Origin of the sequence: Geobacillus vulcani PSS1, assembly GCF_000733845.1 — a bacterium.
GTDB lineage: Bacteria > Bacillota > Bacilli > Bacillales > Anoxybacillaceae > Geobacillus > Geobacillus vulcani.
This window is the reverse complement of the sequence record NZ_JPOI01000001.1, coordinates 820,421-833,715: the sequence shown is the minus strand read 5'-3', so window position 1 is coordinate 833,715 and position 13,295 is coordinate 820,421. Positions and strand designations below refer to the sequence as shown.

15 protein-coding genes and 2 other annotated features (1 of these 17 cut by a window edge) are annotated in these 13,295 nt (G+C 51.9%); all 15 genes read left to right on the top strand.

The window, feature by feature from the left end; genetic code table 11:
• Positions 1-149: a binding site (T-box leader), on the top strand (it extends 87 nt beyond the left edge of the window).
• Between the two features lie 63 nt (positions 150-212).
• The 15 genes from cysE to rpoB all read left to right on the top strand — a co-directional run bounded on the left by cysE (position 213) and on the right by rpoB (position 13,198).
• A complete protein-coding gene (gene cysE, locus N685_RS0104560) occupies positions 213-887 on the top strand; it encodes a serine O-acetyltransferase (protein WP_031406241.1) in 675 nt (224 codons plus the stop codon).
• Positions 865-2,265, top strand: coding sequence for a cysteine--tRNA ligase (cysS, locus tag N685_RS0104555; protein WP_031406239.1), 1,401 nt, complete (start codon positions 865-867; stop codon positions 2,263-2,265). Before cysE ends, cysS begins: the two co-directional genes overlap by 23 nt.
• A gap of 6 nt (positions 2,266-2,271) precedes the next feature.
• Entirely contained in the window at positions 2,272-2,697 is a 426-nt protein-coding gene (locus tag N685_RS0104550) for a Mini-ribonuclease 3 (RefSeq protein ID WP_033842310.1), read from the top strand.
• The gene (rlmB, locus tag N685_RS0104545; RefSeq protein ID WP_033842309.1) at positions 2,697-3,434 is read left to right on the top strand and encodes a 23S rRNA (guanosine(2251)-2'-O)-methyltransferase RlmB; all 738 of its coding nucleotides are present in this window, start codon (positions 2,697-2,699) and stop codon (positions 3,432-3,434) included. Before N685_RS0104550 ends, rlmB begins: the two co-directional genes overlap by 1 nt.
• Positions 3,435-3,437: 3 nt before the next feature.
• Complete coding sequence (locus N685_RS0104540) at positions 3,438-3,950, top strand: NYN domain-containing protein (protein WP_031406233.1); 513 nt, start codon at positions 3,438-3,440, stop codon at positions 3,948-3,950.
• 36 nt (positions 3,951-3,986) lie between these two features.
• Positions 3,987-4,670 carry an RNA polymerase sporulation sigma factor SigH gene (gene sigH / locus N685_RS0104535; RefSeq protein ID WP_031406231.1) on the top strand — a complete coding sequence of 228 codons (684 nt, stop codon included), beginning with the start codon at positions 3,987-3,989 and terminating at the stop codon, positions 4,668-4,670.
• 93 nt (positions 4,671-4,763) lie between these two features.
• Positions 4,764-4,913: a 50S ribosomal protein L33 gene (gene rpmG, locus N685_RS18860; protein WP_012820480.1), complete on the top strand. Its 150-nt coding sequence runs from the start codon at positions 4,764-4,766 to the stop codon at positions 4,911-4,913.
• Positions 4,914-4,953: 40 nt separating this feature from the next.
• Positions 4,954-5,136, top strand: coding sequence for a preprotein translocase subunit SecE (gene secE / locus N685_RS0104530; RefSeq protein WP_012820481.1), 183 nt, complete (start codon positions 4,954-4,956; stop codon positions 5,134-5,136).
• Between the two features lie 112 nt (positions 5,137-5,248).
• Complete coding sequence (nusG, locus tag N685_RS0104525; RefSeq protein ID WP_031406229.1) at positions 5,249-5,782, top strand: transcription termination/antitermination protein NusG; 534 nt, start codon at positions 5,249-5,251, stop codon at positions 5,780-5,782.
• Between the two features lie 236 nt (positions 5,783-6,018).
• A complete protein-coding gene (gene rplK / locus N685_RS0104520) occupies positions 6,019-6,444 on the top strand; it encodes a 50S ribosomal protein L11 (protein ID WP_011229608.1) in 426 nt (141 codons plus the stop codon).
• A 181-nt stretch (positions 6,445-6,625) separates the two neighbouring features.
• Complete coding sequence (gene rplA, locus N685_RS0104510) at positions 6,626-7,327, top strand: 50S ribosomal protein L1 (RefSeq protein ID WP_012820483.1); 702 nt, start codon at positions 6,626-6,628, stop codon at positions 7,325-7,327.
• Between the two features lie 47 nt (positions 7,328-7,374).
• Positions 7,375-7,536: a sequence feature (ribosomal protein L10 leader region), on the top strand.
• Positions 7,537-7,584: 48 nt separating this feature from the next.
• On the top strand, positions 7,585-8,085 hold the full coding sequence (gene rplJ / locus N685_RS0104505; RefSeq protein ID WP_031406226.1) for a 50S ribosomal protein L10: 501 nt from the start codon (positions 7,585-7,587) through the stop codon (positions 8,083-8,085).
• Positions 8,086-8,137: 52 nt separating this feature from the next.
• Positions 8,138-8,506 carry a 50S ribosomal protein L7/L12 gene (rplL, locus tag N685_RS0104500; RefSeq protein WP_031406223.1) on the top strand — a complete coding sequence of 123 codons (369 nt, stop codon included), beginning with the start codon at positions 8,138-8,140 and terminating at the stop codon, positions 8,504-8,506.
• Positions 8,507-8,618: 112 nt separating this feature from the next.
• The gene (locus N685_RS0104495; RefSeq protein WP_031406221.1) at positions 8,619-9,221 is read left to right on the top strand and encodes a class I SAM-dependent methyltransferase; all 603 of its coding nucleotides are present in this window, start codon (positions 8,619-8,621) and stop codon (positions 9,219-9,221) included.
• A gap of 404 nt (positions 9,222-9,625) precedes the next feature.
• Positions 9,626-13,198 carry a DNA-directed RNA polymerase subunit beta gene (gene rpoB, locus N685_RS0104490; RefSeq protein WP_031406219.1) on the top strand — a complete coding sequence of 1,191 codons (3,573 nt, stop codon included), beginning with the start codon at positions 9,626-9,628 and terminating at the stop codon, positions 13,196-13,198.
• The last annotated feature ends 97 nt before the right edge of the window (positions 13,199-13,295 follow it).

Here is a 13,295-nt window from a genome sequence, read left to right as displayed (position 1 = left end):
TGAAGTGCGCCTCGGAGCCTCCTTTCGAACCGGAACAGAGACGTTCTGCAGTAGAGGGGAGCGGAGCATCTCCGTTATCGGAATCGAGTGAGCGAAACGGCGTCCCGTTTCGCTAAACAGAGTGGAACCGCGCCAACAGCGTCTCTGTGTCTTCGGCACAGGGGCGCTTTTCTATTCACAAGGCAACTGAAGAGGGATGGAGGGAGGATATCATGTTCAGAACGTTAAAAGAGGACATTGAGGTCATTTTTGAGCAAGACCCTGCGGCGAGAAGCTATTTGGAAGTCATTTTAACGTATTCCGGTCTGCATGCCATTTGGGCGCATCGGATCGCCCACGCGCTTTACAAGCGGAAATTTTATTTCCTTGCCCGCTTGATTTCGCAAATCAGCCGCTTTTTCACCGGCATTGAAATCCATCCGGGCGCGAAAATCGGCCGCCGCTTTTTCATCGATCACGGCATGGGCGTGGTGATCGGCGAAACGTGCGAAATCGGTGACAACGTCACTGTCTATCAAGGCGTAACATTGGGTGGTACCGGAAAGGAAAAAGGAAAGCGGCACCCGACGATCAAAGACAACTGCTTGATTGCAGCGGGAGCGAAAGTGCTCGGATCGATTACGATCGGAGAAAACTCGAAAATCGGCGCCGGATCGGTCGTGCTGAAAGACGTACCGCCCAATTCGACCGTCGTCGGCATTCCGGGCCGCGTCGTTGTGCGCGACGGGGTGAAAGTGAAGAAAGATTTAAACCATACCGACCTGCCCGACCCGATCGCCGACCGGTTCCGGGAGCTTGAAGAGGAAATCGCTCGGCTGAAAAGCGAGCTTGAGGCATTGAAACAACAAGAAAGGAAGAACGAGTATGAGCAGCATACGGCTTTATAATACGCTGACACGAAAAAAAGAACCGTTTGAGCCGTTGGAGCCGAACAAGGTGAAAATGTATGTGTGCGGCCCGACGGTGTATAACTATATTCATATCGGCAATGCTCGGGCCGCCATCGTTTTTGACACGATCCGCCGCTATTTGGAGTTCCGCGGCTATGATGTGACGTATGTATCGAACTTTACCGATGTTGATGACAAGCTGATCAAAGCGGCTCGCGAGCTCGGCGAGAGCGTTCCGGTGATCGCCGAACGGTTCATTGAGGCGTATTTTGAGGACATTCAAGCGCTCGGCTGCAAAAAAGCGGATATCCATCCGCGCGTGACCGAAAACATTGATACGATTATCGAATTCATTCAGGCGCTCATTGACAAAGGATATGCCTACGAAGTCGAAGGCGATGTGTATTACCGGACGCGCAAGTTCCGCGAATACGGCAAGTTGTCCCATCAATCGATCGATGAGCTGCAAGCTGGGGCGCGCATTGAAGTTGGCGAGAAAAAGGACGATCCGCTTGATTTTGCCCTTTGGAAAGCGGCGAAAGAAGGAGAGATTTCATGGGACAGCCCATGGGGGAAAGGGCGGCCCGGTTGGCATATCGAATGTTCGGCGATGGCGCGCAAATATTTGGGCGATACGATCGATATCCACGCCGGCGGCCAAGATTTGACGTTTCCGCACCACGAAAACGAAATCGCCCAGTCAGAAGCGCTGACCGGCAAACCATTCGCGAAATATTGGCTGCACAATGGGTATTTAAATATTAACAACGAAAAAATGTCGAAGTCGCTTGGCAATTTCGTGCTTGTTCACGATATCATCCGGCAGATCGACCCGCAAGTGCTGCGGTTTTTCATGCTGTCGGTGCATTACCGCCATCCGATCAACTACAGCGAAGAGCTGCTTGAGAGCGCGCGGCGCGGGCTCGAGCGCCTGAAGACGGCGTACGGCAATTTGCAGCATCGCCTGCAGGCAAGCACGAACTTAACGGACAATGACGAGGAATGGCTGTCGCGCCTTGCTGACATCCGCGCCTCGTTCATCCGCGAAATGGACGACGATTTCAACACCGCGAACGGCATTGCTGTATTGTTTGAATTGGCGAAACAGGCCAACTTGTACTTGCAGGAAAAAACGACATCCGAGAAGGTCATTGCCGCGTTTTTGCGCGAGTTCGAGCAGCTGGCGGACGTACTGGGGCTTACCTTGAAACAGGAGGAGCTGCTTGATGAGGAAATCAAGGCGTTGATCCAAAAACGCAATGAAGCCCGGAAAAATCGCAATTTTGCCTTGGCTGACCGCATTCGTGACGAGTTGAGAGCCAAAAACATTATTTTGGAAGACACGTCGCAAGGAACGAGATGGAAACGGGGATAACAGGCGATGATGGCGGGGTTTGAAACGGTCGACGATGTGAAGCAGTTGAATGGACTGGCGCTTGCCTACATTGGGGATGCGGTTTACGAGGTGTATGTGCGCCGCCATTTGCTTGCTGGCGGCAGGATGCGGCCGCATGAACTGCATCGGCGGGCGGTCCGCTATGTGTCGGCGCGGGCGCAAGCGAAAGTGATTTTGGCATTGCTTGACGAGGGCGTCTTGACCGAGGAGGAAAAGGACATCGTCCGCCGCGGCCGCAATGCCAAATCCGGCACGATCCCGAAAAACACGGATGTGCAAACATACCGGCATAGCACGGCCTTTGAGGCGCTCATCGGGTACCATTTTTTAGGGAATAATGAAAAACGGGTTGATGAGCTGATCGGCCGTTCGTTTGCGATTATTGAAAGGGAAGAAAGGGCGTTGGAATGATGGACTACATTATCGGTAAAAATCCGGTCATTGAAGCGCTCAAAGCGGGGCGTGACATCAATAAAATTTGGATCGCTGAAGGGGCGCAGCGCCATACTGTCGAACCTGTGCTTGAATGGGCAAGGCGGCGGGGCGTGCTCGTCCAATATGTCCCGAAGCGCAAGCTTGACCAGATGGCGGAAGGGGCCCATCAAGGGGTGATCGCTCAGGCGGCGGCCTACCGCTACTATGAAATCGATGATTTGTTCGCTCGCGCCGCCGAGCGGGGCGAGGCGCCGTTTTTTCTCATTTTGGACGAGCTTGAGGATCCGCATAATTTAGGGGCCATCATGCGCACCGCTGATGCAGTCGGGGCGCATGGCCTTATCATTCCGAAGCGGCGTTCGGTCGGGCTGACCCAAACGGTGGCGAAGGCTTCGACCGGGGCGATTGAGCACGTTCCGGTCGCGCGTGTCACAAACTTGGCGCGGACGATTGACGAGCTGAAAGAGCGCGGAGTGTGGGTAGCCGGAACGGATGCATCGGCTCAAGACGACTACCGCTCGCTCGATGGCACGATGCCGCTGGCGCTGGTGATCGGGAGCGAAGGGAAAGGGATCAGCCGTTTGGTGCTGGAAAAATGCGATTTCTTGTTCCGACTGCCGATGCGCGGGCACGTCACCTCGCTCAACGCCTCTGTCGCCGCCAGCCTGCTCATGTACGAGGTGTACCGGAAGCGGTATCCGTTGGGAGAATAGCCGATGAACATTTTGATTGTCGACGGCTATAACATGATCGGTGCTTGGCCGGAGCTGCGCCGGCTGAAAGAAGAGGGCGATCTGGCAGCGGCAAGGGATTTATTGATTGAAAAAATGGCTGACTACAAAGGATTCACCGGGGATCATGTCGTGATCGTATTCGATGCCCACCTTGTGCAAGGAAACGAGAAAAAGTATAAACATTACGACGTCGACGTCATTTTTACAAAGGAGCATGAGACGGCCGACGAGCGAATTGAACGGTTGGCAAAAACATTGATGAATGCGCGCACAAAGGTGTATGTCGCTACCTCCGACTACACCGAACAATGGACAGTGTTCGGTCAAGGCGCCTTGCGCAAGTCGGCGCGTGAGCTATTGAATGAAATCGAGACGGTTGAGCGGGACATTTCCCAAAAAGTCAAAGCGATGCGGCAGCACACTCCGATCTCCAAAGTTCCTCTAGATGATAGAATTGCTGAAATTTTTGAAAAATGGCGAAGAGGAGAAAAATGAGCGGTTGACGCTGTAAAAATTTGTCCTGTATAATACATGTTAGCGATTGATGCGGTCGGGGGGATCAGCGTGGGGGAATGCTTGAAAGCAATGAAAGGGAAAGATTATCATCAGCTGGACGATGAGCAGCTTGTTGCGCTCGTTCACGAAGGGGATGGGGAAGCACTTGATTTTTTAATCCATAAATACCAAAACTTTGTGCGCGCCAAAGCTCGCTCCTATTTTTTAGTCGGAGCTGATCGGGAAGATATCGTGCAAGAAGGAATGATCGGTCTGTATAAGGCCGTCCGCGATTTTAAGGGGGACAAGCTTTCCTCATTTAAAGCGTTTGCAGAACTTTGCATCACAAGGCAAATGATTACCGCCATTAAAACGGCGACCCGCCAAAAGCATATTCCGCTCAACTCCTATGTTTCCTTGGATAAGCCGATTTATGACGATGAATCTGACCGGACGCTGATGGATGTGTTGTCCGGCACGCAGGTGATGGACCCAGAACAATTGATTGTCAACCGTGAGGAAGTCGACGATATTGAACTAAAGATGGCGGAGCTGCTCAGCGACCTCGAGCGGAAAGTGCTCGCTTTGTATTTGGATGGACGTTCATATCAGGAAATTTCCGAAGAGCTGAACCGCCATGTCAAGTCGATCGACAACGCGTTGCAACGCGTCAAGCGGAAGCTCGAGAAATATTTGGAATACCGCGAGATCAGTTTGTAGGCATCGCACTGTCGCATCAAAAGATGTCATTGACAGTGAAACAGCCAATATGATAAATTTTTATGGACATCTCGCAAGAACGGTGGAATGCTGATGCGCCAAAAAGTGACGCTGGCTTGCGCGCAGTGCGGGAGCCGAAACTATACGGCAGCAAAACAAATACGTCGCCTTGGTGAGCGCCTTATGGCCAACAAGTTTTGCTCCACATGCAACAAACATACGATCCATCGTGAAACGAAATAGGCGGCGGAGATAGTTCTGAACGATGATGGAGGTACGAGTGATGCAGCGAGTAATCAACTTTTTAAAAGAAGTCGTACGCGAGCTGAAAAAAGTGAGTTGGCCAAACCGGAAGGAGTTAGTGAACTACACGGCAGTCGTGCTAGCCACGGTGGCGTTTTTCACCGTCTTTTTTGCCGTTGTGGACCTCGGCATTTCTGAGTTGATTCGTCTCGTGTTTGAATAAGCGGGCGAAGGATATGTTATAATGAAAGATAATCGCGCGCGTATGGGACCCGGCAACGGGTTTTTGTTTTGCGCAAAAAACAAGACGAAAACCGCCTTGGGGAGGCTCGCTGATGGAGAAAAACTGGTATGTCGTCCATACATACTCGGGATATGAAAACAAAGTAAAAGCCAATTTGGAAAAACGCGTCGAATCGATGGGAATGCAAGATAAAATTTTTCGCGTCGTCGTTCCGGAAGAGACGGAAACGGACGTCAAAAACGGAAAACGGAAAACGACGAAAAAGAAAGTGTTCCCTGGCTATGTGCTCGTCGAGATGGTCATGACCGATGACTCATGGTATGTCGTGCGCAACACGCCGGGCGTCACTGGATTTGTCGGCTCAAGCGGGGCTGGTTCGAAACCGACGCCGCTGATGGAGGAAGAAGTGAGAATGATCTTGAAGCGGATGGGCATGCCGCTTGCTGAGGTCGATGTTGATTATGAGGTAAATGAAACGGTGCGAATCAAAGAAGGTCCGTTTGCGAACTTTATAGGGAAAATTGAAGCGATTGATCCGGATAAACATAAAGTGAAGCTGCTTGTCGATATGTTTGGGCGCGAAACACGGGTGGAGCTTGAGTTTTCGCAAATCGAAAAAATCTAATGGATAAAGAACTTGCAATTGCTAGGGAAAAGTGATACTATTTTAAGGTCAGTATGTCTCTTAAACGGAGACATGTCGCGATGAACTTATACACTTTTGTATAAGGGAGCCATTTTGTTTTTACGCTGATCCTCTCAACTGAACGGGAGATAGGAAAACGGCTCGGTAGACCGGAGCCGGATGAGTGGGAGGGGCAATCCCTAATACCACATCACGGACTTAAGGAGGTGTGTCTCGTGGCGAAAAAAGTCATCAAGGTCGTCAAACTGCAAATTCCTGCAGGGAAAGCGAATCCGGCGCCGCCAGTAGGTCCTGCATTGGGTCAAGCCGGTGTCAATATTATGGCGTTTTGCAAAGAGTTTAATGCTCGTACGGCTGACCAAGCAGGGTTGATTATTCCGGTTGAAATTACGGTTTTTGAAGACCGTTCATTTACATTCATCACGAAAACGCCGCCAGCCGCTGTATTGCTCAAAAAAGCGGCGGGCATTGAATCGGGCTCCGGCGAACCGAACCGCAACAAAGTGGCGACAATTAAACGCGACAAAGTGCGTGAGATCGCTGAGCTGAAAATGCCGGATTTGAATGCGGCGAGCATTGAGGCGGCCATGCGCATGATCGAAGGCACGGCCCGCAGCATGGGTATTGTGATTGAAGACTAAAGCCGGTGCGTCGTTTGTGGGGGAGGTTGCGTCATTTGGCAACCTCTTTCTCCATGAACAAAAACAGCAAGACGAGCCCGATGAATGGGCATCCGTCCGCTTCTTCGCTTTCCAAAGAAGCGAAGGACGTTCAACGTGGGAGGTTTTTCCGCTAAAACCACAATCAAGGAGGATTTTTCACATGCCGAAAAGAGGAAAAAAATACTTAGAAGCATTGAAGCTTGTCGACCGCTCCAAAGCATACCCGATTGCTGAAGCGATCGAACTCGTGAAAAAAACGAACATCGCGAAATTCGATGCCACGGTGGAAGTGGCGTTCCGTTTGGGCGTTGACCCGAAAAAAGCGGACCAACAAATTCGCGGCGCCGTCGTCTTGCCGCATGGTACAGGGAAAGTGGCGCGCGTGTTGGTGTTCGCGAAAGGGGAAAAAGCGAAAGAAGCAGAAGCCGCTGGCGCTGACTATGTCGGTGATACCGAATATATCAACAAAATCCAGCAAGGCTGGTTTGACTTTGACGTCGTTGTTGCTACGCCGGACATGATGGGCGAAGTCGGGAAACTCGGCCGCATTTTAGGGCCGAAAGGGTTGATGCCAAACCCGAAAACCGGAACCGTCACGTTTGACGTAGCGAAAGCGGTGCAAGAAATCAAGGCTGGTAAAGTGGAATACCGCGTCGACAAAGCAGGCAACATCCATGTTCCAATCGGCAAAGTGTCGTTTGACAACGAGAAGCTGGCTGAAAACTTCGCGGCCGTTTACGAAGCAATTTTGAAAGCCAAACCGGCGGCGGCAAAAGGCACGTACGTGAAAAATGTCACCATTACGTCGACGATGGGCCCAGGCATCAAAGTCGACCCGTCCACGGTTGCTGTTGCACAATAACCGTTGACTTTTGTTTGTTCGTCTGTTAAAATGCCATTTGGCTGAACAAATGAATATCATTTGTACCGTAGACAGTAGGTGCCCGTTTGAGGCTTAATTTCCTACCGAGGTATATGGACGATAGAACAGCGCTCCCCGCATCGGGAACGAGCGGGGGCGTTGAGCGACACCTCCATGTCTACGCGGCATGGAGGTTTTTGATTTGAGTGAACGGTATAAGTGGTATTCTCTCATTTTCCTTACAGGAGGTGCAGGATGTGTCGAGCGCGATTGAACTGAAAAAACAAGTGGTCGCGGAAATTGCAGACAAATTTCGGGCCAGCAAGGCGACCGTCATCGTGGATTACCGCGGCCTGAACGTGGCGGAAATGACCGAGCTGCGCAAACAGCTGCGCGAGGCAGGCGTTGAGTTTAAAGTGTACAAAAACACCTTGACCCGCCGGGCGCTCGCGGAAGTCGGTTTGGAAGGACTGGATGAAGTGTTCACCGGTCCGAATGCCATCGCCTTCAGCAATGAGGATGTCGTGGCTCCGGCCAAAATTTTAAGCGAGTTTGCGAAAACGCATGAAGCATTGGAAATCAAAGGCGGTGTCATCGAAGGGAACGTCGCCAGCAAAGAAGAAATCGATGCGTTGGCGAAACTCCCGTCCCGCGAAGGGTTGCTTTCGATGTTGCTTAGCGTTCTTCAAGCCCCGATCCGCAACTTTGCGCTTGCGGTTAAAGCAGTGGCCGACAAAAAAGAGGAACAAGGGGCATAATGGCACGTTGATATGCGCTTAACGATCATATAAAACAAAGGAGGAAGTTGTGATGACGAAAGAACAAATCATTGAAGCAGTGAAAAATATGACCGTATTGGAATTAAACGAATTGGTGAAAGCAATCGAAGAAGAATTCGGCGTAACGGCTGCGGCTCCGGTTGTTGTTGCGGGCGGCGCAGCACCTGGCGCTGAAGCGGCGGCGGAAAAAACGGAGTTCGACGTCATTCTTGCCGACGCCGGCGCGCAAAAAATCAAAGTCATCAAAGTCGTTCGCGAAATCACTGGCCTCGGCTTGAAAGAAGCGAAAGACTTGGTGGACAACACGCCGAAGCCAATCAAAGAAGGCATTGCGAAAGAAGAAGCAGAAGAAATCAAAGCAAAACTCGAAGAAGCTGGCGCGAAAGTCGAAATCAAGTAATGGTTGCGCCCTTGAAAAAAAGAGGCTGGCCCGAGCAAGGGACGGCCTCTTTTTTGTTACACTATATAAACGGAAGGCAGTGCAGCCTGCCGACAAGGAGGAGGGGATGATGGTGAGCGAGCATTATTACTCAGTCAATCCGACGTCGGAACGAAACCGACAAACGTGGACGTACGTGTTGCGGGGGCATGAATTCCGCTTTACGACCGACAATGGAGTGTTTTCCAAGCGCGAAGTGGACTTTGGCACACGCTTGTTAATTGAAACGTTCGAGGAGCCAGGAGTGGCGGGGGATTTGTTGGATGTCGGCTGCGGATATGGGCCGATCGGGCTTGCCTTGGCTCGATCGTTTCCAAACCGGCATGTTCACATGATTGATATCAACGAGCGGGCGCTCGAACTGGCGCAGGAAAACAAGCAGGCAAACGGCATTGACAATGCGGTGATTTACAAAAGCGATCTTTTTTCAGAAGTCGGAGAACGGCGATTTGCAGCCGTCGTCACAAATCCGCCGATCCGGGCTGGCAAACGGGTCGTTTACACGATTTTTGAACAAAGCTACGATCATTTGTTCGATCATGGCGAGCTATGGGTCGTCATTCAAAAAAAGCAAGGCGCCCCATCGGCCTTGCAAAAGCTGAACGAATGGTTTCCTGCTGTAGAAGTCGTCGCGAAGAAAAAAGGATATTATATCATAAAGGCGAAAAAATGTTGACACCGTTTTTTTGTTGTGGTAGCATTATAAAATGCTAAATATGCACATTTCCCGCGTAGAGGGGATGACGTATAATTTTGGATGCAATGGAAACAATGATAAAATCAATAAGCAACGAACCATATGGTTTTCTATTGGAATAGAAACCATTTTCTTTTTTTCTCCGTTTAACGCCTGGTTTCCTCGCACCGGGGCGTTTTAAATCCTCTAAATGAAACGGCGGTGCACGAAACGAAGCCGTTTCCGTCCGGATGGCGGGGGCCGGCCGCATGCATGCCTAGCGCTTTGCCCCGGAATGACGGAGCGGTCAGTCCGCCTTGACGGCATTGATTGTTGAAGGGCGGATGGTGGAGCTGTTCCGGTTCCGGTTTCACTAATGTCTACATTTGAGGGGTGAATCACTCTTGACAGGCCGACTGGTTCAATACGGGCGACACCGCCAACGCAGAAGCTATGCACGCATCAGTGAAGTGTTGGAATTGCCGAACTTGATTGAAATTCAAACGTCCTCCTACCAATGGTTTCTCGATGAAGGGCTGCGGGAAATGTTTAGGGAAATTTCCCCGATTGAAGACTTTTCCGGCAACCTCTCGCTCGAATTTATCGACTATAGTTTAGGAGAACCGAAATACACAGTCGAAGAGGCGAAAGAACGCGACGTTACATATGCGGCGCCGCTTCGCGTCAAAGTTCGCCTGATCAATAAAGAAACGGGCGAAGTGAAGGAACAAGACGTGTTTATGGGCGATTTTCCGCTCATGACGGAAACGGGAACGTTTATTATCAACGGGGCGGAACGCGTCATCGTTTCCCAGCTCGTCCGTTCGCCAAGCGTCTATTACAGCGACAAAGTGGATAAAAACGGCAAGCGCGGCTACTCGGCGACAGTGATTCCAAACCGCGGCGCATGGCTTGAATACGAAACCGATGCGAAAGACGTCGTTTACGTTCGCATCGATCGCACCCGTAAACTGCCAGTTACGGTGCTTCTTCGTGCGCTCGGGTTCAGCTCCGACCAAGAAATCATCGATCTGCTTGGCGACAATGAATACTTGCGCAATACGCTTGAAAAGGATAATACCGACAGCACGGAAAAAGCGTTGATTGAAATTTACGAGCGTCTTCGCCCGGGCGAGCCGCCGACGCTTGAGAACGCGAAAAATTTACTGGCGTCGCGCTTTTTTGACCCGAAACGCTATGACTTGGCGAGCGTAGGGCGCTATAAAATCAACAAAAAACTTCATATTAAAAACCGTTTGTTCAATCAAAGGCTCGCCGAAACGATTACCGACCCGGAAACCGGAGAAGTCATCGCCGAAGCTGGAGCGATGATCGACCGGCGTATGCTCAACCGCCTGCTTCCTTATTTGGAAAAAGGTGTCGGCCTAAAGACGCACCGTCCGGCCGAAGGGGTGGTGGACGGGGACATTTCGGTGCAAACGATTAAAATTTATGCCCCGAATGACCCGGATGGCCAAAAAGTGATCAACGTCATTAGCAACGGCTTTATCGCCGAAGATGTCAAACATATTACACCGGCTGACATCATTGCGTCGATCAGCTATTTCTTCAACTTGCTCCACGGCGTCGGCGATACGGATGACATCGACCATTTAGGCAACCGCCGCCTTCGTTCGGTTGGTGAGCTGCTGCAAAACCAATTCCGCATCGGTCTGTCGCGCATGGAGCGCGTCGTACGCGAACGCATGTCGATCCAAGATACGAACACGATTACACCGCAGCAACTCATCAACATCCGTCCAGTGATCGCGGCGATCAAAGAGTTTTTCGGCAGCTCGCAGCTGTCACAGTTCATGGATCAAACGAACCCATTGGCCGAACTGACGCACAAGCGGCGTCTGTCCGCGCTTGGCCCTGGCGGATTGACCCGCGAGCGCGCAGGGTTTGAGGTGCGCGACGTTCATTATTCGCACTACGGACGGATGTGTCCGATCGAAACGCCGGAAGGTCCGAACATCGGACTGATCAACTCGCTGTCTACCTATGCCAAAGTGAACAAGTTCGGCTTTATTGAAACGCCATACCGGCGCGTCGATCCGGAAACGGGGCGGGTGACGGACCAAATCGATTATTTGACAGCCGATGAAGAGGACAATTATGTTGTAGCGCAGGCGAACGTACCGCTTGCGGAGGACGGCACATTCCTTGAAGAAAACGTTGTCGCCCGTTTCCGCGGCGAGAACATCGTCGTCAAGCGCGATCGCGTCGACTACATGGACGTTTCGCCGAAGCAAGTCGTCTCGGCAGCGACGGCGTGCATCCCGTTTTTGGAAAACGACGACTCGAACCGCGCGCTGATGGGGGCGAACATGCAACGGCAAGCCGTGCCGCTGTTGGAACCGGAAGCGCCGATCGTCGGCACGGGGATGGAGTACGTCTCGGCGAAAGACTCGGGTGCAGCGGTCATTTGCAAGCACCGCGGCATCGTCGAGCGTGTCGAAGCAAAGGAAATTTGGGTGCGTCGGCTGATTGAAGTGGATGGCAAAGAAGTCAAGGGTGATCTAGATAAATATCGGCTGCTGAAATTCGTTCGTTCGAACCAAGGCACGTGCTACAACCAACGTCCGATCGTGAAAAAAGGCGATATCGTTGAGAAGGGAGAAATTTTGGCCGACGGTCCGTCGATGGACAAGGGCGAATTGGCGCTCGGCCGCAATGTGCTTGTCGCCTTTATGACATGGGACGGTTACAACTACGAAGATGCGATCATTATGAGCGAACGGCTCGTCAAAGAAGATGTGTATACGTCAATTCATATTGAAGAGTACGAAGCCGAATCGCGCGATACGAAGCTTGGTCCGGAAGAAATTACGCGCGACATCCCGAACGTCGGGGAAGACGCGCTGAAAAACTTGGATGAACGAGGCATCGTCCGAATCGGCGCAGAAGTGAAAGACGGCGACTTGCTCGTCGGCAAAGTGACGCCAAAAGGAATGACCGAGTTGACAGCCGAAGAGCGGCTGTTGCATGCGATCTTCGGTGAAAAAGCGCGCGAAGTCCGCGATACGTCGTTGCGCGTCCCGCACGGCGGCGGCGGCATCGTCCTTGACGTAAAAGTATTCAACCGCGAAGATGGCGACGAGCTTCCACCAGGCGTCAATCAACTGGTGCGCGTCTATATTGTGCAAAAGCGGAAAATTTCCGAGGGCGACAAAATGGCAGGCCGCCACGGGAACAAAGGGGTGATTTCCCGCATTTTGCCGGAGGAAGATATGCCATTCTTGCCGGATGGCACGCCGATTGACATCATGCTCAATCCGCTTGGCGTTCCGTCGCGGATGAACATCGGGCAAGTATTCGAGCTGCACCTTGGCATGGCGGCGAAAAAGCTCGGTCTGCACATCGCTTCTCCGGTCTTTGACGGGGCGACAGAGGAAGACGTTTGGAACATCCTCGAAGAGGCAGGCCTAGCGCGCGATGCGAAAACCGTGCTGTATGACGGCCGGACAGGCGAGCCGTTTGACAACCGCGTTTCGGTTGGGATCATGTACATGATCAAGCTCGCCCATATGGTCGACGACAAGCTTCATGCTCGGTCGACTGGCCCGTACTCGCTTGTCACCCAGCAGCCTCTCGGCGGCAAGGCGCAATTTGGCGGCCAGCGTTTTGGCGAGATGGAAGTATGGGCGCTTGAGGCGTACGGGGCGGCATATACGCTGCAAGAAATTTTGACCGTCAAGTCCGACGATGTCGTCGGCCGCGTCAAAACGTACGAGGCGATCGTCAAAGGGGAAAACATTCCGGAACCGGGAGTGCCCGAATCGTTTAAAGTATTGATCAAAGAGTTGCAAAGCTTGGGTATGGATGTCACGATTTTGACGAGCGATGAACAAGAGGTGAACATGGAAAACTTTGACGATGACGATGACCATGCGCCGGATGCCATCATGGTCGACGTCAAACCGGCCGAACGAGAGGAAGCTGGTGAAGAGAAAGACGCGGTGACGAAAGAGTAAAACGGCCATAACGGCCAGGCGGGGAGCTGTTCCCCGCCATTGGCCGCTTGAGCGAACGGACGACAGCAAAACCGACGGATCAACAAAGGGAGGTATA